The sequence below is a fragment of the Variovorax sp. Root434 genome (assembly GCF_001426595.1).
Classification (GTDB): domain Bacteria; phylum Pseudomonadota; class Gammaproteobacteria; order Burkholderiales; family Burkholderiaceae_C; genus Variovorax.
In genome coordinates, this window is sequence record NZ_LMEK01000012.1 from 1,062,809 (window position 1) to 1,080,648 (window position 17,840).

The 17,840-nt window shown below is 67.5% G+C and carries 17 protein-coding genes; 6 read left to right on the forward strand and 11 right to left on the reverse strand.

Annotation, left to right across the window (positions count from 1 at the left end; translation table 11 throughout):
* Positions 1 to 62 precede the first annotated feature (62 nt).
* From modA to apbC, 6 genes are all read right to left on the reverse strand, one after another.
* Complete coding sequence (gene modA, locus ASD05_RS15450) at positions 63 to 812, reverse strand: molybdate ABC transporter substrate-binding protein (RefSeq protein ID WP_056593861.1); 750 nt, start codon at positions 810 to 812, stop codon at positions 63 to 65.
* A 28-nt stretch (positions 813 to 840) separates the two neighbouring features.
* Complete coding sequence (modB, locus tag ASD05_RS15455; protein ID WP_056593864.1) at positions 841 to 1,524, reverse strand: molybdate ABC transporter permease subunit; 684 nt, start codon at positions 1,522 to 1,524, stop codon at positions 841 to 843.
* Positions 1,525 to 1,613: 89 nt separating this feature from the next.
* Positions 1,614 to 1,961, reverse strand: coding sequence for a winged helix-turn-helix domain-containing protein (locus tag ASD05_RS15460; RefSeq protein ID WP_042674408.1), 348 nt, complete (start codon positions 1,959 to 1,961; stop codon positions 1,614 to 1,616).
* A gap of 65 nt (positions 1,962 to 2,026) precedes the next feature.
* Positions 2,027 to 3,724 (reverse strand): OFA family MFS transporter, encoded by a 1,698-nt coding sequence (locus ASD05_RS15465; RefSeq protein ID WP_056593867.1) that lies wholly within the window; start codon positions 3,722 to 3,724, stop codon positions 2,027 to 2,029.
* 132 nt (positions 3,725 to 3,856) lie between these two features.
* Positions 3,857 to 4,801 (reverse strand): LysR substrate-binding domain-containing protein, encoded by a 945-nt coding sequence (locus tag ASD05_RS15470; RefSeq protein ID WP_056593870.1) that lies wholly within the window; start codon positions 4,799 to 4,801, stop codon positions 3,857 to 3,859.
* A gap of 325 nt (positions 4,802 to 5,126) precedes the next feature.
* Positions 5,127 to 6,218 (reverse strand): iron-sulfur cluster carrier protein ApbC, encoded by a 1,092-nt coding sequence (gene apbC / locus ASD05_RS15475; RefSeq protein ID WP_056593872.1) that lies wholly within the window; start codon positions 6,216 to 6,218, stop codon positions 5,127 to 5,129.
* A 181-nt stretch (positions 6,219 to 6,399) separates the two neighbouring features.
* On the opposite strand from apbC, the gene ASD05_RS15480 reads away from it, so the two are divergent.
* On the forward strand, positions 6,400 to 7,605 hold the full coding sequence (locus ASD05_RS15480) for a patatin-like phospholipase family protein (RefSeq protein ID WP_056594501.1): 1,206 nt from the start codon (positions 6,400 to 6,402) through the stop codon (positions 7,603 to 7,605).
* 31 nt (positions 7,606 to 7,636) lie between these two features.
* Here ASD05_RS15480 and ASD05_RS15485 read toward each other — a convergent pair whose 3' ends face one another.
* The 3 genes from ASD05_RS15485 to ASD05_RS15495 are packed head-to-tail and all read right to left on the reverse strand — an operon-like array spanning position 7,637 to position 10,121.
* Positions 7,637 to 8,317 carry a YceH family protein gene (locus ASD05_RS15485; RefSeq protein ID WP_056593875.1) on the reverse strand — a complete coding sequence of 227 codons (681 nt, stop codon included), beginning with the start codon at positions 8,315 to 8,317 and terminating at the stop codon, positions 7,637 to 7,639.
* A 48-nt stretch (positions 8,318 to 8,365) separates the two neighbouring features.
* Entirely contained in the window at positions 8,366 to 9,064 is a 699-nt protein-coding gene (locus ASD05_RS15490) for a phosphodiester glycosidase family protein (RefSeq protein ID WP_056593878.1), read from the reverse strand.
* Between the two features lie 25 nt (positions 9,065 to 9,089).
* Positions 9,090 to 10,121 (reverse strand): isocitrate/isopropylmalate dehydrogenase family protein, encoded by a 1,032-nt coding sequence (locus ASD05_RS15495; protein WP_056593882.1) that lies wholly within the window; start codon positions 10,119 to 10,121, stop codon positions 9,090 to 9,092.
* A 195-nt stretch (positions 10,122 to 10,316) separates the two neighbouring features.
* Between ASD05_RS15495 and metG the strand changes: the two genes are divergently transcribed.
* Positions 10,317 to 12,410, forward strand: coding sequence for a methionine--tRNA ligase (metG, locus tag ASD05_RS15500; protein WP_056593886.1), 2,094 nt, complete (start codon positions 10,317 to 10,319; stop codon positions 12,408 to 12,410).
* 17 nt (positions 12,411 to 12,427) lie between these two features.
* The gene (locus ASD05_RS15505) at positions 12,428 to 12,634 is read left to right on the forward strand and encodes a hypothetical protein (protein ID WP_056594502.1); all 207 of its coding nucleotides are present in this window, start codon (positions 12,428 to 12,430) and stop codon (positions 12,632 to 12,634) included.
* A 12-nt stretch (positions 12,635 to 12,646) separates the two neighbouring features.
* Here ASD05_RS15505 and ASD05_RS15510 read toward each other — a convergent pair whose 3' ends face one another.
* The gene (locus tag ASD05_RS15510; protein WP_056593889.1) at positions 12,647 to 14,359 is read right to left on the reverse strand and encodes an enoyl-CoA hydratase-related protein; all 1,713 of its coding nucleotides are present in this window, start codon (positions 14,357 to 14,359) and stop codon (positions 12,647 to 12,649) included.
* Between the two features lie 122 nt (positions 14,360 to 14,481).
* On the opposite strand from ASD05_RS15510, the gene ASD05_RS15515 reads away from it, so the two are divergent.
* Complete coding sequence (locus ASD05_RS15515) at positions 14,482 to 16,161, forward strand: SulP family inorganic anion transporter (RefSeq protein ID WP_056593893.1); 1,680 nt, start codon at positions 14,482 to 14,484, stop codon at positions 16,159 to 16,161.
* Between the two features lie 3 nt (positions 16,162 to 16,164).
* Here ASD05_RS15515 and ASD05_RS15520 read toward each other — a convergent pair whose 3' ends face one another.
* Entirely contained in the window at positions 16,165 to 16,638 is a 474-nt protein-coding gene (locus ASD05_RS15520) for a hypothetical protein (RefSeq protein ID WP_056594503.1), read from the reverse strand.
* A 69-nt stretch (positions 16,639 to 16,707) separates the two neighbouring features.
* Here ASD05_RS15520 and ASD05_RS15525 point away from each other — a divergent pair, with 69 nt between their 5' ends.
* Positions 16,708 to 16,914 carry a DUF3460 family protein gene (locus ASD05_RS15525; protein WP_056593896.1) on the forward strand — a complete coding sequence of 69 codons (207 nt, stop codon included), beginning with the start codon at positions 16,708 to 16,710 and terminating at the stop codon, positions 16,912 to 16,914.
* Positions 16,915 to 16,990: 76 nt separating this feature from the next.
* Positions 16,991 to 17,827, forward strand: a complete 837-nt coding sequence (locus ASD05_RS15530; RefSeq protein WP_007837595.1) for a segregation and condensation protein A — start codon at positions 16,991 to 16,993, stop codon at positions 17,825 to 17,827.
* The last annotated feature ends 13 nt before the right edge of the window (positions 17,828 to 17,840 follow it).

Below are 17,840 nucleotides of genomic sequence, written 5' to 3' on the forward strand. Positions count from 1 at the left end.
GTGAGCGCACCCCGAAGCTCCCCCAACGCGACGCATGAAACAACAGGATCTCATCTCGGGAGTCACGGCTTCCCGAACCCGTAACGCGTAAGCACTTCCTGCGCGGCGGGCGTCGAAAGAAAGGCAATGAAGTCACCGGCCAGCGCCTTCTGCCTGCTATCGGCCACCACGGCGATGGGATACGTCACAGGCGTGTGGCCGTTGGGCGTGAAGGCGATCTTCACCTTGTCGCCGGCCACGGCCGCGTCGGTGCGGTAGACGAAACCGGCCTCGACCTCGCCGCGGCTCACGTAGTCGAGCACCTGGCGCACGCTGTCGGCCTGCACGAACTTCGGTTCGAGCGCGGTCCAGAGGTTGGCGTTGTCCAGCACCTGCTTGGTGTAGCGGCCGACCGGGACGGTGGCGACCTTGCCGATGGCGATCTTCTTCACGTTCGCGCCGCCCAGGTCCTGCAGCGTCTTGACGCCCACGCCCTCCTTGGCGGGCTCGATGAGCACCAGGCTGTTGGTGACGAAGTCCTTGCGCGTGGCGGCGTCGACGGCCTTCTGCTCGACACCGCGGTTCATCGTTTCCTGGTCGGCGCTGGCGAACACGTCCACCGGCGCGCCCTGGCCGATCTGCTGCAGCAGCACGCCCGAGGCGGCGAAGTTGAAGCGCACCGTGGCGCCGGCCTTGGCAGCCTCGAACCTGGGGCCGATTTCCTTGAACGCGTCGGTCAGGCTCGCGGCGGCGGACACGGTGATCTGCTGCGCGCCTGCAGCCAGCGGCAGGGCGAGTGCGAGAACCAACGACAGAAGGCGGAATGGGCGCATGGACAACTCCGGAATGATGGAGACGAAATCAGCGAAGCGAGAAGAAGCGGCTCGACAGCACCAGCACAGTGATCGACAGCAGCGAGGTCACGACGACCAGCAGCAGCGCGAGGTCGTCGTGACCGGCCTGCACAGCGTCGTAGATGGCCATCGACAGCGTCTGGGTCTGTTTGGGAATGGAGCCTGCCACCATCAGCGACGCGCCGAATTCGCCCATCGCGCGTGCGAACGCGAGCAGCGTGCCGGCCAGGATGCCGGGCCATGCCAGCGGCAGCGTGACGCGCAGGAAAACCGACAGCGGCGACTGACGCAGCGTGCTGGCCGCGGCTTCGAGCGAACGGTCGACGCCCGAGAATGCCGCGCTGGCCGACTTGAGCACCAGCGGCAGCGCCACCACGGCCGAGGCCACCACGGCGCCGTGCCAGCTGAAGATGATGGTGTAGTCGAGGTGCTCGCGCAGCCACGCACCCAGAGGGCTGCGGCGCCCGGCCGCCACAAGGATGGCGTAGCCGATCACCGTGGGCGGCAGCACCAGAGGCAGCATGAACACGGCTTCGAGCACGGAGGCACCGAAGAACTTCTTGCGTGCGAACACCCAGCCCAGCGCCACGCCCGCGATCAGCGCCAGCACGGTCGCAACCGCGGCGACCTTCAGCGACAGTGCCAGGGGTGACCAGTCGGTCGAGGCGATGAGGGCATTCGTCGTATTCATTGGGATACGACGGGATTGTTGCACGACGGACGCTGCCACACCGCAAAGATGCACGGCGTGAGCTGCCCCATATACCGATCGATATAGCGTTACGGTGCCAGCAGCCGCGTCAGCGCACGGATGTCCGCAGCCGTGGCCAGCTTCGCCGCGTTTTCGATGGCGCGGTAGTGCCTGACGACTTCCTCGCCCACCGGCGTGAGCGCGGTGCCGCCGCCGCGCGAGCCGCCGGCCGCAGTGTTCACGGCGGGCGAGACGAGTGCCTGGTTCATCTCGTCGATCAGCATCCACGCCCTGCGGTACGACATGCCCAGCAGGCGGGCCGCCGCTGAGATCGAACCGGTCTCGGCCACCGCTTCGAGCACGGCGATCTTGCCGGGGCCGATGGCGATGGCGTCGTCCCGGTAGACGCGCAGACGGAACTGGACTTTGGATTTCATTTGGCGCGAAGGGTAAACCATGCCGCAAGGCTCGGTTCCCTTCGCAAAGCCCCGGGAAAGCGTTCCTAGTGGAAGAACTTCGCCGCGCTCACGAGCGTCTTGTAGACGCCCCAGGCCAACGGAATACCCACCGCCACCCACGCCAGCGCAACAACCGCAGGGCTCACCGTGTCGGCGCGGCCGGAGCCGCTGCCCACTTCGGCCGCAGAGGCTTTTTCGTGCGCCAACTTCTTCTCGACGGCCAGCTCGGCGTCGGTCATGAAGTGCTTGTCGGCCACCGGGCGCACCAGCAGGTTGGCGATGAAGCCGATCACCAGCATGCCCACGAGGATGTACATGGTCTGGTTGTAGACCTGCTCGCGCGGCAGGCCCAGGCCCAGTTGGTATTCGCGCATGTAGTTCACCACCACCGGGCCGAGGATGCCGGCCGTGGCCCACGCGGTGAGCAGGCGGCCATGGATGGCGCCCACGAACTGCGTGCCGAACAGGTCGGCGAGGTACGCCGGCACCGTGGCGAAGCCGCCGCCGTACATCGACACGATCACGCAGCAGGCGCCCACGAACAGCAGCTTGCTGCCCGCGCCGGCCGACGAGGGAATGCTCGCGTACAGGATGCCGCCGAGCACGAAGAACACCGTGTAGGTGAGCTTGCGGCCCAGCTTGTCCGACAGGCTGGCCCACACGAAGCGCCCGCCGATGTTGAACAGCGACAGCAGCGCCGTGAAGCCGCCCGCCACCACCGCGATGGCCGCGAGCTGCGTCTTGTCGAGCTGGCCGTACTTGGCCGGCAGGTCGATCAGCGCGCCGCCGAACACTTCCTGCAGCATCGGCGAGGCCATGCCGATCACGCCGATGCCGGCGCTCACGTTCATGCACAGCACCAGCCACACGAGCCAGAACTGCGGAATGCCCCAGACCTTCTTCACATGCACGTGGCGCTGCGTGATCATGGTGTTGGTGGTCTGCGCCGGGGGCGGCGTCCAGCCTTCGGGCTTCCAGCCCGAGGGCGGCACGCGGTAGCCGAGCGCGCCAGCCATCATGAACACGAAGTAGCCGAGCGCCATCACGACGAAGGTCTGCATCACGCCCACGTCGGTGGCGGTGCTGAAGCGCTTCATCAGGTCGACCGCCAGCGGCGAGCCGATCATCGCGCCGCCGCCGAAGCCCATGATGGCCATGCCGGTCGCCATGCCGCGGCGGTCGGGAAACCACTTGATCAGCGTGCTCACCGGCGAGATGTAGCCGAGCCCGAGGCCGATGCCGCCGATCACGCCCGAGCCGAGGATCATCAGCCAGAACTGGTGCAGGTGGATGCCCAGTGCCGACAGCAGCATGCCGCCGCACCAGCACAGCGCCGACACCACGCCGGCCTTGCGAGGACCGGCGCGTTCGAGCCAGCCGCCCCACAGGGCCGCCGAGCAGCCGAGGAAGACGAAGAACAGCGTGTACATCCAGCCCAGCGTAGCCACGCGCCAGTCGCAGTTCGTGGCGAACAGCTCGGCGAAGAAGCTCATGTCCTTGGCGCAGGCCTGGGCGCCAGTGCCGGCCGTGCCGAGCGCTTTCGACAGCGGCAGCCAGAACACCGAGAAGCCATACGCCATGCCGATGCACAGGTGAATGGCCAGTGCGGCGGGGGGCACCAGCCAGCGGTTGAAGCCGGGGCCCGCGATGATGCGTTCCTTTTCCAGGAAGCCAGGTTGCGGTTGCGCCCCTCCTCCGACGATGCGATCTCCATCGAGAACGCCTGCAGTTGAGCCTGCCATATTTCTCCTTGTTGGCCGGATCTGTAACTCTTGTGTTTGAATCCGGGCCGCGGAGTGTGTCAGAACGTTTCAAGTTCCGTCAAATTCGTTCGGCGCATCGGCCGATTCAATAATTAAATGCCCGGCCAGTGCTCAGTCGCCGAGCGCCCCGCTGTGGATGCGCACCTGCTCGCGCCACTCGGGGGTTTGCAGGAAGGCCAGCGCGGCTTCGAGCGCGCGCGACGAGCGCACGCCGTCCTGCGTCATGAAGCCGATCGGCGTGAGCACTTCGGGCGCCACCAGCGGCAGCGCCACCAGCTCGCGATGGCTGCGCACGGCCGCGACCATGGCGCCCGGAAGCACGCTGCTGACCGTGCCCGCGCTGACCGCGAGCGCGAGCGCAAGCACGGAGTTGGTCTCGATGGCGGGCGCCACCGGAACGCCGGCTTCGCGCAGCGCCTGGTCCATGATGGCGCGGTTGTGCATGTCGGTCGTGAGCAGGCACAGCGGCAGCTTGCCGGCCTCGGCCCAGGTGATGGGCTGGCCGATGCGCAGTTCGTCCACCGAGGGCGTTTCGGCACGCCGCAGCAGGAAGTAGTGCTCGACGCTCTGCGGCCAGGCCGTGAGCTTGATGCCCGGCAGGTGCATGCGCTCCGTGTAGCCGAGCGCGAGGTCGATCGACAGGCTTTCGAGCCCCGTCTCCAGTTCCTGCGAGCTCATCGACAGCACGACCGGCAGGATGCCCGGATGCCGCTGGTTCAGCATGGCGGCAAAGCGCGAGAGCATCGGAATGGCGGTCGGCACCGCGGCCATGCGCAGGCGCCCGTGAGGGTTGTCCACGTCGCTGCGCAGCTCCTGCAGCAGCACTTCGTTGTCGCGCAGCATGCGTTGCGCCGTGGCCAGCACGCGCTCGCCTTCGTGTGTGAGGCCGACATAGACGCGCGCGCGCTTGACGATGACCACGCCGAACTCGGTTTCGAGCGCGCGCAGCGCGTTCGACAGCGCCGGCTGCGTGATGTGGCAGGCCTGCGCGGCGCGGCCGAAGTGCTTGTGCTCGTTGAGCGCCACCAGATAGCGCATCGAGGCGAGCAGGTTCATGCCTGTGGCTCCGGCGCGTGTCGTGTCGCGGGGTGCTTGCGTTCGCTTCGGGTGCATTCGGGGCGCGTGCACAGGCCACCGGGTACTCCCCTCCGCGAATGTCCCCCGCCTTCGGCTCCTCCTTTATTTCGCTGCGGGGAGCACCCGGTGCCCTCAAGTGCTCTGATCGATCACGCTGGCGGGGTGCCTTGCGCAGCGAAATAAAGGAGGAGGCCGCAGGCCGGGGGACATTCGCGGAGCAAGGTACCCCGTCGGCGTGAGCGCGCCCCGAGCAACGACACACATCACGCACAACGCACTCAATCGACAAGCAGGGCTTCATCCCTCAGGTGTTCTTGCTGATCGAGATCGTCGGAAACTTGGAGGAAAAATCCTTCGCCTTCTCGGCGATGCCCACGGCCACGCGGCGTGCAACCGCCTTGTAGATGCCGGCCACGTCGCCGTCCGGATCGGACACCACGGTGGGCGCGCCGCTGTCGGCCTGCAGGCGGATCTTGATGTCAAGCGGCAATGCGCCCAGGTACTCCATCTGGTACTCGGCCGCCATCTTCCTGCCGCCGTCCGCGCCGAAGATGTGCTCCGCATGACCGCAGTTCGAGCAGATGTGCACCGCCATGTTCTCGACGATGCCGAGGATCGGCACGCCGACCTTCTCGAACATCTTGATGCCCTTCTTCGCGTCGAGCAGCGCGATGTCCTGCGGCGTGGTGACGATCACCGCGCCCGTCATCGGCACGCGCTGGCTCAGCGTGAGCTGGATGTCGCCGGTGCCCGGCGGCATGTCGACGATGAGGTAGTCGAGGTCTTTCCAGTTGGTCTGGCGCAGCAGCTGCTCCAGCGCCTGCGTGGCCATGGGGCCGCGCCAGACCATGGCCTGGTCGGGGTCGACCAGGAAGCCGATGGACATCACCTGCACGCCGTGGCGCTCCATGGGCTCCATGGTCTTGCCGTCGGCGCTTTCGGGGCGGCCTTCGATGCCCATCATCATGGGCTGGCTCGGGCCGTAGATGTCGGCGTCGAGCAGGCCGACCGTGGCGCCCTCGGACGCCAGCGCCAGCGCGAGGTTGGCCGCCGTGGTGCTCTTGCCCACGCCACCCTTGCCCGAGGCCACTGCGACGATGTTCTTGACGTTGGGCATCAGCTGCACGCCGCGCTGCACCGCATGGCTGATGACCTTGGTGACGACGTTGACCGACACGTTCTCCACACCGGGCACCGTCTTGGCGGCCGCCACCAGCGCCTTGCGGATGGCCGCGTGCTGGCTCTTCGCCGGATAACCGAGTTCGAGGTCGAACGAGACGTCGCCCTCCGCTATCTGCAGGTTCTTGAGCGACCGGCTCGCCGCGAATTCCTTGCCGGTGTTAGGGTCCGCGACGGCCTTGAGCGCGTCCATGAGCCCTTCTGGGGTGAGTGCCATTGATCAAACTCCTGAATGGCCGGTAGTCTAGTGGCTCGCCCCCAGGCTTCGCGCACTTCGTGTCGCTTCTCCCGCCCCCTACCGGGGGCAACACCAGCGGCCCGGCAAAGCCGGTTCCGCGGTGTTCCGCAAGAAAACGGGGAATCCAGGTCTTCTTTCAATGGCTCATGGCAACGACAAAATGACAGAGACCAGTCCCGCCACCGGCCTCCTGCTCACCGGGGGCGGCGCCCGGGCCGCCTACCAGGTCGGCGTGCTCGAAGCCATTGCCGACATCCGCCGCGCGGCCGGACCGGCGGCCACCGGCACCGGCAATCCCTTCGACATCATCACCGGCACCTCCGCCGGCGCCATCAACGCGGCCGCGCTGGCCTGCGGCGCCGACGACTTCGACCAGGTGGTAGCGAACATCGCCGAGGTCTGGAGCCGGTTCCGCGCCGAGCAGGTGTACCGCGCCGATTCGCTCTCGGTGATCGGCAGCGGCACGCGCTGGCGCATGCTGCTCGGGTTCGGGCGCTTCGCGGCCAACTGGATGCGCATCAAGCCGAAGTCGCTGCTCGACAACGCGCCGCTGGCCGAGCTTCTGCAGCGCATGGTGCCGCTCGAGCGGCTGCCACGGCTCATGAAGGACGGCCACCTGCAGGCGCTGGCCGTGACCGCATCGAGCTACAGCTCGGGCGAGCACGTCACCTTTTTCGAGGCTGCCGTGCCGATGGAACCCTGGGTGCGATCGCAGCGCCTGTCCGTGCGCGACCGCATCACGCATGCGCACCTGCTGGCGTCGTCGGCCATTCCGTTCGTGTTTCCGGCCACGGCCCTGCCGATGCAAGGCCATACCGAGTACTTCGGCGACGGTTCGATGCGCCAGTCGGCGCCCATTGCGGCAGCGATCCACCTCGGTGCGCAGCGCATCGTGGTGATCGGCGCGGGCCGCATGCACGAGCCGCGCGACACCACGGCGCCCAACACCCACAGCGGCTATCCGACGATGGCGCAGATCGCGGGCCATGCGCTGTCGAGCATCTTCCTGGACGCGCTCGCCGTGGACATCGAGCGCCTGCGCCGCATCAACCACACGCTGGGGCTGGTTCCCGAAGAGGCGCGCGCGGCGAGCACGCTGCGCCCGCTCGACCTGCTGGTGATCTCGCCCTCGGAACGGCTGGACGTGATCGCGGCGCGCCATGTCGATGCCCTGCCGGGCGCGGTGCGGCACCTGCTGGGCGGCTCGAAGGTTGCAGCCGACGTGAAGGGCGGCGCGCTCGCGAGCTACCTGCTGTTCGACTCGGCGTACACGCGCGACCTGATGGCGCTCGGACGCGCCGATGCGATGCGGCAGCGCGACGAAGTGCTCCGGTTCTTCGGGTGGGAGCCGCTCGCCGCGACGTGAGCCCCGCTTCCCGGCTGTCGGGCGGGCGTGCTCAGCCCCCTTCGGAAATGCCCAGCTCGGAACACACCCGCCCCAGCAGCGCCTTCAGCGATGCCACCTCGGCTTCGAGGCGTGCCACATTGGCCTTCAGCGCCGCGACCTCGCCGAGCGACACATCGTGACCTGCGTGCGATGCCTCGGACGCCGGCCCCGCCACCTCTTCCGCCGGCGCACCGCTCAGAAGATGCGCCCAGCGGCTTTCTCGCGCGCCGGGCAGGCGTGCCAGCTTCACCACCAGCGCACCGGCCGGACGCTCCGCCAGTTCGTCGAGGAAGCCTTCGACCGACGAGATGTCGGCGAAGTTGTGCATGCGGTCGCAGGCGATGCGCAGTTCGCCCGCCGTCTGCGGCCCGCGCAGCATCAGCACGGTGAGCAGGATGACCGACTGCGACGGAATGCGCAGCACGCGGTCGACGTTGTGCTCGTAGCGGAAGGCGCGCCCGCCGCTGGTTTCGGCGACGAGGCTGTAGCCCTTCAGGCTGTCGATGACGGCCTGCACCTGCGACTCGGTGAGTTCGAGCACCGGGTTGCGGCTGGTCTTCTGGTTGCAGCCCGACACCAGCGAATTGAGCGTGAGCGGGTAGCTGTCGGGCACAGTGCGCTGCTTTTCGGCGAGCACGCCGAGCACGCGGGTTTCAAGGAGGGACAGGACGGGCAGCGATGGGGTGGACATGGCTCAGGCAAGGATCGATGGTGAAAACGCGAAGGGCGGCAACCGCATTCAAGGCGACGCGATGCCGAGCATAGGCCCCAGCTCCCGCACGAAATCGCTCCGATGCAGCGCTGCCGAATGCAGGGCCGAGACCGTGCCGTCGAGGTACAGCGCGTCGCGGCAGTGAAGCACGTCGCGAAAGTACAGCGCGAACTCGTAGAAATTCACCGGCTTTTCGCTGATCACGAAGATGGCCGTGTGGCCGATCACGCCGACGCCGTTGCGGATCTTGCGCGAATCGGAATGGGGAATGAAGGCGGGATGCACGACCCCATGGCGCAGCAGCAGCGGACCCGACTGCGTCGCGAGGCGCACGCGCCTGGCCAGCGCCGGATATTCCGACGACTCGACCACCCGCGGCCCCGCGTCCGACACGAGGAACACACCGTTGGGCTTAAGGAAGAAGTTGCCAGCGCCATCCGCCAGGTTGAGCGGCGCTTCTTCGCGGCCATCGCGCACCAGCAGGCCGACCGGGGAAAAGTCCTCGTGGTACATGCCGGCGTTCACCGCGAACTCCAGTTGCCGGTGGTGCTCCTTCAGCCAGGCATCGAGCCGGTCGAAGCGCTTGAACGGCACGCCTGCGTCGTCGCGCAGGAACAGCTCGAGCCGCTCGGTGCGCAGGTCGACCCTCACCACGGTGAAGCCCCCGTCCGCCGCCGCGAGTCCTGCAAACAGCAGGGCCGCCACGAGCAGCAGAAGCCGTTTCATACAGCGTCTGCGAGCCCTGCGCCGCTCAACCGCCGTTGATGCGGCTGACCAGCGCCTTCGTGAACGCCGCCGTGCCCGCCGTGCCGCCCAGGTCGCCCGTGCGCACCTTGTCGATGTTCAGTGTCTCGTCGATGGCGGTGCGCAGGCGCGTGGCCAGCTCGGGCAGCTTCACGTGGTCGAGCATCAGCGCGGCGGCCAGCAGCAGCGCGGTCGGGTTGGCGATGCCCTTGCCGGCGATGTCGGGGGCGGAGCCGTGCACCGCCTCGAAGATCGCCGCGTCGGTGCCGATGTTGGCGCCGGGCGCCATGCCCAGGCCGCCGACCAGGCCCGCCACCAAGTCGGACAGGATGTCGCCGAACAGGTTGGTGGTGACCAGCATGTCGAACTGCCAGGGGTTGAGCACCAGCTTCATCGCGCAGGCGTCGATGATGACCGTGTCGAGCTCGAACTTGCCCTTGTACTTCTTCTCGTAGAGGTCGAGGCCAGTCTCCAGGAAGATGCCCGTGAGCGCCTTCATGATGTTGGCCTTGTGCACGATCGTGACCTTCTTGCGGCCCGTTGCCACGGCGGTGTCGAAGGCGTACTCCAGCAGGCGGCGGCTGCCCTGGCGGGTGTTGATGCCGGTGGCCATGGCCACGGCGTGCGGGTCGCCGTCGATGGGCACGTAATGCTCGTGGCCGATGTAGAGGCCTTCGAGGTTCTCGCGCACGACCACGAGGTCGATCTTGTCGAAGCGGCCTCCGGGAATGATGGTGCGCGCCGGGCGCAGGTTGGCGTACAGCTGGAACTCCTCGCGCAGCCGCACGTTCGACGAGCGGTAGCCGCCGCCCGAAGGCGTCTCCAGCGGGCCCTTCAGGGCCAGTCGGGTCTTGCGGATGCTGTCCAGCGTGGCTTGCGGCAGCGGATCGCCCGAAGCCTTGACGCCGCCCAGGCCGGCGATCTGGGTGTCCCAGGCGAAGGGCGCCTTCAGCGCATCGAGCGCGGCCAGCGTGGCGTCGACGATTTCGGGGCCGATGCCGTCGCCGGGGATGAGGGTTGCGGGAATGGAAGTGGTCATCGGCTGCGTCTCGCGTTGTGTATCGGGGGCTGGAGCATACGTCGCGCACGAGACAGTGCCGAGTGGCCCGGTGCTCAAGACGGTTTTTGCTTGAGGTGTTTGTGGTACGCGAAAGTGCCGTCAAACACGCCGGTCGACGCCGCCACCTAAAATGCGCGGTTCTCCCGTCAGCCACTCCCGAAAGCGCCCTCCCCGATGTCCGCCCCGCGCAAGCTCTTCGTCACCACCGCCCTGCCGTACGCCAACGGCAAGTTCCACATCGGCCACATGATGGAGTACATCCAGGCCGACATCTGGGTGCGGAACCAGCGAATGAACGGCGCCGAGGTCAACTTCGTCTGCGCCGACGACGCGCACGGCGCGGCCATCACCATCGCGGCCGACAAGGCCGGCGTGACGCCGCAGGCCTTCGTGGCCGAGATCGCCGCGGGCCGCAAGCCCTACCTCGACGGCTACTTCATCTCGTTCGACAACTGGCACTCGACCGACGCACCCGAGAACCACCAGCTCGCGCAGGACATCTACCGCGACCTGCGCGCCAACGGCCTCATCGAGACCAAGAGCGTGGAGCAGTTCTACGACCCCGAAAAGGGCATGTTCCTCGCCGACCGCTTCATCAAGGGCGAGTGCCCCAACTGCCATTCGAAGGATCAGTACGGCGACAACTGCGAGGTGTGCGGCGCCGTGTACGCGCCCACCGAGCTGATCAACCCCTACTCGGCACTGTCGGGCGCCAAGCCCGAGCTGCGCAGCTCCGACCACTTCTTCTTCAAGCTGTCGGACCCGCGCTGCGAGGCCTACCTGAAGGAATGGACTGCCGCTGCCGGCCACGTGCAGAGCGAAGTGCAGAACAAGATCCGCGAGTGGCTCTACAAGGACGACGAAGGCAAGGGCGGCCTCGGCGACTGGGACATCAGCCGCGACGCGCCCTACTTCGGCATCGAGATCCCCGATGCACCGGGCAAGTACTTCTACGTGTGGCTGGACGCGCCCGTGGGCTACCTGGCTTCGCTGAAGAACCTGCTCGACAAGCGCTGCATCGAGCTCGGCGGCGACGGCATCTCGTACACCGAGTACATGGCCGACCCCGAGCTGGAGCAGGTGCACTTCATCGGCAAGGACATCATCACCTTCCACACGCTGTTCTGGCCCGCGATGCTGCATTTCAGCGGCCGCAAGGCGCCCGACGCGGTGTACGTGCACGGCCACCTGACGGTGAGCGGCGAGAAGATGAGCAAGAGCCGCGGCACCGGCATCGACCCGCTGAAGTACCTGTCGATCGGCCTGGACCCCGAATGGCTGCGCTACTACATCGCGGCCAAGCTCAATGGCCGCAACGAGGACATCGACTTCAACCCCGAGGATTTCGTCGCGCGCGTCAACAGCGACCTCGTGGGCAAGTACATCAACATCGCGAGCCGCGCGGCGGGCTTCATCGGCAAGCGCTTCGGCGGCCAGCTGGGCGAGGTGTCGGCCGACGGCGACGCGCTGCTGTTCGCGCTGCGCGACGCAGCTTCGCAACTGCATTCGCTGTACGACGGCCGCGACTACGCCCGCGCGCTGCGCGAGGTGATGGCGCTGGCCGACAAGGTCAACGAATACGTCGACCAGAACAAGCCCTGGGAGCTGGCCAAGAAAGAAGGCGCCGAGGCACGGCTGCACGACGTGTGCACGGTCTGCATCGAGGCTTTCCGCCTGCTCACGCTCTACCTGAAGCCGGTGCTGCCGGCGCTGGCCGTGAACGTCGAAGCCTTCCTGAAGATCTCGCCGCTGGCCTGGACGGACGCCGCGCAGTCGCTGCCGGCGGGCCACGCCATCGGCGAGTACAAGCACCTGATGCAGCGCGCCGACGCCAAGGTGGTCGACAAGCTGTTCGACGCGCCCGAACCCGCACCGGCCGCTGCCGCCTCCTCGGAAGGCGCACTGCCAGGCGGTGAAGCCATCGCGCCCACCATCACCATCGACGACTTCGCGAAGATCGACCTGCGCATCGCGAAGATCGTGGCCTGCGAGAAGGTCGAGGGCTCGACCAAGCTGCTGCGCCTGACGCTCGACGCCGGCGAAGGCAAGACGCGCAACGTGTTCAGCGGCATTGCTTCTGCCTACCAGCCGGAGCAGCTCGTGGGCAAGCTCACGGTGCTGGTCGCCAACCTGGCGCCGCGCAAGATGAAGTTCGGCATCAGCGAAGGCATGGTGCTGGCCGCCAGCCACGGCGACGAGAAGGCCCATCCGGGCATCCACGTGCTGGAACCGTGGCCTGGCGCAACGCCGGGCATGCGGGTTCGCTGATCGCAAAGGACATCGCCATGGCCACGCTGCTGCATCGCGCCCTTCTGCTTCTCCCGCTTTCCGCCCTGTTGAGCGGCTGCGCCGTGGTGTCGGTGGCGAGCACCGCAGTGAGCGTGGGCGCCGGCGCGGTGGGCCTCGCAGCCGACGCGGCCATCGGCACCGCGCGCATCACCGGCAAGGCCGTGGGCGCGGCGGCCGATGCGGTGATTCCCGACAGCGAGTAGGCGGGAACTCGGTCAGTCCGCCAGGCCCAGCCGGGCCAGGTGCGGCGGCGTGTGCGGCGCCTTCTCCTTGCGCACGAAGGCGGACCTCAGCCCCGCATGCGGCTCGCGGGCGTCGAAGAAATTGCGGCGCATGTGCGTCAGTTCTTCGTCGCGGTACTTCTGCAGCGGCTTCACCGACTCGTCCTGCGCGCGAACCGCTTTCTTCTGCGCGATGCGTTCGGCCAGATCCGGCGAGGCGGCCAGCTGCGCGGCCAGGCGGGCCACCTCGTCGCCCAGCTCCTGCGGCGCGGCCTGCAGCACGCGCTGCGCCATGCCGAGTTCGACCGCGCGCTTCGCGCTCACCGGCAGCGCCGACTGCGTGAGCCGCTGCGCCTCGCTCTCGCCCACGCGGCGCGGCAGGATGTAGGTCCAGTATTCGGAGCCGTGAAGGCCCATCAGCTTGTAGTGCGGGTTGAGCACGGCGCCGTCGCGGCACCACACCTCGTCGGCTGCCAGCGCGAGCATCACGCCGCCGGCCGCCGCATTGCCGCCGAGCGCGGACACGGTGAGCCTGTCGGTGGTGGTCAGCACCGCTTCGACCAGGTCGTTCATCGCGTGGATGTTGGCCCACGACTCTTCGGCAGGGTCGTCGGCCGCCTCGATCACGTTGAGGTGGATGCCGTTGGAGAAGAAGTCGCGCAGGCCACCCAGCACCAGCACCGAGGTCGGCCGGGTCTGCGCGAAGCGGTAGGCCTCCAGCAGCCGCCGGCAATGCACGGTGCTCATCGCGCCACCGGCAAACGAGAAGTTCAGCACGCCGACCGTACCGTGCTCGCTGTAGCGGATGTCGGACCAGGTGCGGCGCGCGGCCGGCAATTGCAGCGGCGCCGGCACCTCGGGCACGTCCGCAGGCAGCAGGTCTCCGAGCGCCTGCACGGCCGGCAGCTTGAAGCTGGGCAACCGCGAGCCGGGCTCGCGCCAGGGCCGCAGTTGCGCGATCCACACGGCGCCGTCGACGGTGGCGCGGCAGATGGCGCCGGCGCGGGTGGCGATCAGCTCGCCGGGCCTGCCGCGCAGTTCGTCCTCGGGATGGCCGCCGTGCAGATACCACTGCACGCCCAGCAGTTCGTCGAGCACGCCGGGCTGCGAATCGGCCGCGCGCAGCTGGCGCAGCACCGCATCGGTCGGATCGGCCGCCCAGTCGATGCGGCGCTGCGCCTGCTTCATGAAGGGCCGCCAGCCGGCGACCAGGACGGCCGCCTTCTGCTTCTGCGGCTTGTACTTGCCGGAGGCAAAGCGCTCCACCGCGAGCAGCACCGCGTCGAGCGCGGCATCGGCGACCTCGCCACGGTAGAGGTCGCTCTTGCCGGCCAGCGGCGGCACCTTCAGCGGCGACCAGGCCCAGACATCGCCCGCGTCCATCTCGGCCACGGCTTCGAGCACGGTGACACCCCAGCTTTGCGCGCCGTCCTGCAGCGACCAGTCGAGCGACGAGGGCCCCCGGTCGCCCGGCGGCCCGGGATGCACGATCAGGCAGGTGTGGCCGGTCCAGACATCCTCGGGGATCGCGGTGGTCAGCATCGGCGCCACGATGAGCTGCGGCGAATGCGCCTGCACGGCTTCGCGCAAGGCATCGTCGTTGCCGAGGGCCAGCTCCACCCCCACGGTATGGCCACGATCCTGGAGTTCGGCAAGAACCCGTTGCGTCAGGCTGTTGAACGCGCTTGCGACAAGCAGGATGTGCATCGAGGGCCTCGGTAATGTCGGCGACGAAATGTCAATGAATGTCAAAAATGTATCTACATCTTTCGCATCGGATAAGTTGATCGAAAGTTCGCACGAGGACGGCAGTCCACAATGGGCATCCCATGCAATCCCCGCTGAACCTCACCCGTTTCCGCCCACGCCTGATGGACTCGCTCACGGGGTACAACCGCGAGCGCTTCTTCAAGGACCTGGGCGCGGGCGCCACGGTCGGCATCGTGGCGCTGCCTCTGGCCATGGCCTTCGCTATCGCCTCGGGGCTCAAGCCCGAGGCGGGCATCTGGACGGCGATCATCGCGGGCTTCCTGATCTCGCTGCTGGGCGGCTCGGCGGTGCAGATCGGCGGGCCGGCGGGCGCGTTCATCGTGATCGTCTACGGCATCGTCGAGCGCTACGGCGTGGCGAACCTGCTGATCTCGACCGCCTGCGCAGGCGTGCTGTTGTTCATGGCGGGGCTGTTCGGGCTCGGGCGGCTGGTGCGCTTCGTGCCGCTGTCGATCGTGGTGGGCTTCACCAACGGGATCGCGGTGCTGATCCTGCTGTCGCAGCTGAAGGACCTGCTCGGGCTGACGGTGGCGAAGATGCCGGCCGACGTGTTCTCGCAGCTGCACGCGATGGCGCTGCAGATCGACACCTTCAACCCCTATGCCTTCGCGCTCGGCATCGCCTGCGTGGCCGGGCTGGCGCTGTGGCCGCTGCTGCTGAGCGGCGACTCGAAGGTGGGCACCGCGGTGCTGCGCGTCGCGGGCCGGGTGGCGCGCACGCGCGCCGTGCAGGTGGGTGCACGCATGCCAGGCCCCATCGTGGCGCTGGTCACGCTGACGCTGGTGTCATGGGGCTTCGCGCTGCCGGTGGAAACCATCGGCACGCGCTTCGGCGGCATTCCCGAAGGCGTGCCGGGCTTCGCGCTGCCCGACTTCTCGTGGGAAACGGTGAAGCAGCTCGTGACGCCCACGCTCACCATCGCGCTGCTCGGCGCCATCGAGTCGCTGCTGTGCGCGCGCGTGTCGGACCAGCTCAGCGGCCAGCCGCGCCACGACCCCAACCAGGAGCTGATGGCGCAGGGCATCGCGAACGTCGTCACGCCCTTCTTCGGCGGCATGCCGGCCACCGGCACCATCGCGCGCACCGTGACGAACATCCGCTCGGGCGGCACCTCGCCGATCGCGGGCATCGTGCATGCGCTCACGCTGCTCGTCGTGGTGCTGCTGGCCGCGCCGCTGGCGCGCCACGTGCCGCTCGCGGTGCTGGCGGGCATCCTGGTGTTCGTGGGACTGAACATGGGCGAATGGCGCGAGTTCACGCCCACCCAGCTGCGGCATTTCAGCCGGCACTACCGGCTGCTGATGCTCGGCACCTTCTTCCTCACCGTGGTGTTCGACCTGACGGTGGCGGTGCAGGCAGGCATCGTGCTGGCCTGCGCGCTCTTCATCCGGCGCATGAGCGGGCTGTTCGGCGTCGAGCTGGTGACGCTGCAGCCGCCGGTGATCACCTACCGCCTCTACGGCGCGATGTTCTTCGGTGCAGCCGCGAAGCTCGACGAGGCAGTGAACGCCGCCGAGCGCGCGCCGCGCGGCATGACGCTGGTGCTGGACGCCACGCACCTGATCTACATCGATGCCACGGGCGTCGATGCGCTGCGGCAGCTGCACCGTGCGGTGCTGGCGCGCGACGGGCAGTTGCGCATCGAATCGCTGCAGCCGCAGCCGCTCGAGGTGCTGGAGCGCTCGGGTTTCGCCGAGGAACTGACGACCGGCCGGCCCGGCGCGGGCCACGGCGCCTGAACGCTACGGCGCCTCGGTGCCGCGGTCGGGCGAGGAGCCGCTGCGCACCACGCGCTGGTCGTCGTTCAGCGTGGCAGTGAAGACCATGGCCGAGCTGGGCGGCTGCACCCAGCGCCATTCCCATTCGGTCTCGCGCTTGAGCGCATAGGGCGTGACCTTGGCGGGCTTGCCGAGCAGCTTGCGCAGGTCTTCCATCATCATCCCGGGCTGCACCTTGGCGAAGTTCTGTGGCGTGAGCACCTGGCGCAGCGCGCTCATCTTGCCGTCGGCACCGATGGTGATCATGTAGTTCTTCTGGCCCTGCGGCTGGCGGTTGTACTCGAGGACACGGCCGTTCGGCACGTCCCAGATGTTCTCGGGCTCACCGAACCGGGCGCGCACGTCGGCCTCGGTGGAGACGCCCTCTTCGAGTTCGCTGATGTTCTTCGGGTCGCATGCCGCGAGCCCGATCACCGCCGCGAGAAACGCTGTTGCCATGCCGATCCGCCACCCTTGCCGTTGCTTCATGCCGTCCCCGGTAAAATTCGCGCCATAAAGGTCCAGTCTATGTCCATCTTCCGCCGCCCCCACTACACCTCCGAGATCACGAACTTCATCGAGGAGATGAAGGAAAAGAAGCCGACGCTGGAGGCCGAACAGCGCGCCGGCCGCGCCCTGCTCTGGGACAAGCACCTCGACCGCAGCCTGCTCGAGGAGTACAGCGAAGCCCGCATCCCGATGCAACCCTACGTCTACCAGACGCAATCCAAGTAATCTTCTTGATGCCAAATTGGCAGCAAATGTCCGTCCGCATTGCGTTGGTCGCTATTAAAACAATAGTGATCGACCGATGAGCGAAGACGAGGACAACGGTACGCTGGTGGTCGCCATGCCCGACGTGGTCGACCAGGTCGCGCTCGCGAGGCTCTATGGCGAGCCGCTGTTCGCGATGCCGAAGGACCTGTACATCCCGCCCGAGGCGCTGCAGGTGTTCCTGGAGGCCTTCGAAGGCCCGCTGGACTTGCTGCTCTACCTGATCCGCAAGCAGAACTTCAACATCCTCGACATCCCGATGGCGGGGCTCACGCGCCAGTACCTGAGCTACGTCGACGAGATTCGCCAGACGAACCTCGAACTCGCGGCCGAGTACCTGCTGATGGCCGCGATGCTGATCGAGATCAAGTCGCGCATGCTGCTGCCGCCCAAGAAGGTGGCCGACGGCGAGGAGGCCGAAGACCCGCGCGCCGAACTCGTGCGCCGCCTGCTCGAGTACGAACAGACCAAGCTGCAGGCCGCCGCCATCAGCGCGATGCCGACCTACGGCCGCGACTTCTGGAAGGCGCAGGTCTACATCGAGCAGTCGCTGAAGCCGCGCTTCCCCGACGTGGACGTGGTCGAGCTGCGTGACGCGTGGGCCGACATCATGAAGCGCGCCAAGCTCGTGCAGCACCACAAGATCTCGCGCGAGGAGCTCAACGTGCGCGAGCACATGAGCATCGTGCTGCGCCACCTGCAGGGACAGCGCTTCGTGGAGTTCGAGAAGCTGTTCGACGTGTCGCGCGGCACGCCGGTGCTGATCGTCACCTTCATCGCGATGCTCGAGCTCGCGAAGGAGACGCTGATCGACATCACGCAGGCCGAGGCCTTCGCTCCCATCTACGTCCGGCTGGCCTACTCGCCGGCCTGACCCAACCAATTCC

Bases quoted from the DNA above. Each gene is read 5' to 3' on its own strand.
- modA (WP_056593861.1), bottom strand. From the start codon at position 812: ATGCGCCCATTCCGCCTTCTGTCGTTGGTTCTCGCACTCGCCCTGCCG.
- modB (WP_056593864.1), bottom strand. From the start codon at position 1,524: ATGAATACGACGAATGCCCTCATCGCCTCGACCGACTGGTCACCCCTG.
- ASD05_RS15460 (WP_042674408.1), bottom strand. From the start codon at position 1,961: ATGAAATCCAAAGTCCAGTTCCGTCTGCGCGTCTACCGGGACGACGCC.
- ASD05_RS15465 (WP_056593867.1), bottom strand. From the start codon at position 3,724: ATGGCAGGCTCAACTGCAGGCGTTCTCGATGGAGATCGCATCGTCGGA.
- ASD05_RS15470 (WP_056593870.1), bottom strand. From the start codon at position 4,801: ATGAACCTGCTCGCCTCGATGCGCTATCTGGTGGCGCTCAACGAGCAC.
- apbC (WP_056593872.1), bottom strand. From the start codon at position 6,218: ATGGCACTCACCCCAGAAGGGCTCATGGACGCGCTCAAGGCCGTCGCG.
- ASD05_RS15480 (WP_056594501.1), top strand. From the start codon at position 6,400: ATGACAGAGACCAGTCCCGCCACCGGCCTCCTGCTCACCGGGGGCGGC.
- ASD05_RS15485 (WP_056593875.1), bottom strand. From the start codon at position 8,317: ATGTCCACCCCATCGCTGCCCGTCCTGTCCCTCCTTGAAACCCGCGTG.
- ASD05_RS15490 (WP_056593878.1), bottom strand. From the start codon at position 9,064: ATGAAACGGCTTCTGCTGCTCGTGGCGGCCCTGCTGTTTGCAGGACTC.
- ASD05_RS15495 (WP_056593882.1), bottom strand. From the start codon at position 10,121: ATGACCACTTCCATTCCCGCAACCCTCATCCCCGGCGACGGCATCGGC.
- metG (WP_056593886.1), top strand. From the start codon at position 10,317: ATGTCCGCCCCGCGCAAGCTCTTCGTCACCACCGCCCTGCCGTACGCC.
- ASD05_RS15505 (WP_056594502.1), top strand. From the start codon at position 12,428: ATGGCCACGCTGCTGCATCGCGCCCTTCTGCTTCTCCCGCTTTCCGCC.
- ASD05_RS15510 (WP_056593889.1), bottom strand. From the start codon at position 14,359: ATGCACATCCTGCTTGTCGCAAGCGCGTTCAACAGCCTGACGCAACGG.
- ASD05_RS15515 (WP_056593893.1), top strand. From the start codon at position 14,482: ATGCAATCCCCGCTGAACCTCACCCGTTTCCGCCCACGCCTGATGGAC.
- ASD05_RS15520 (WP_056594503.1), bottom strand. From the start codon at position 16,638: ATGGCAACAGCGTTTCTCGCGGCGGTGATCGGGCTCGCGGCATGCGAC.
- ASD05_RS15525 (WP_056593896.1), top strand. From the start codon at position 16,708: ATGTCCATCTTCCGCCGCCCCCACTACACCTCCGAGATCACGAACTTC.
- ASD05_RS15530 (WP_007837595.1), top strand. From the start codon at position 16,991: ATGAGCGAAGACGAGGACAACGGTACGCTGGTGGTCGCCATGCCCGAC.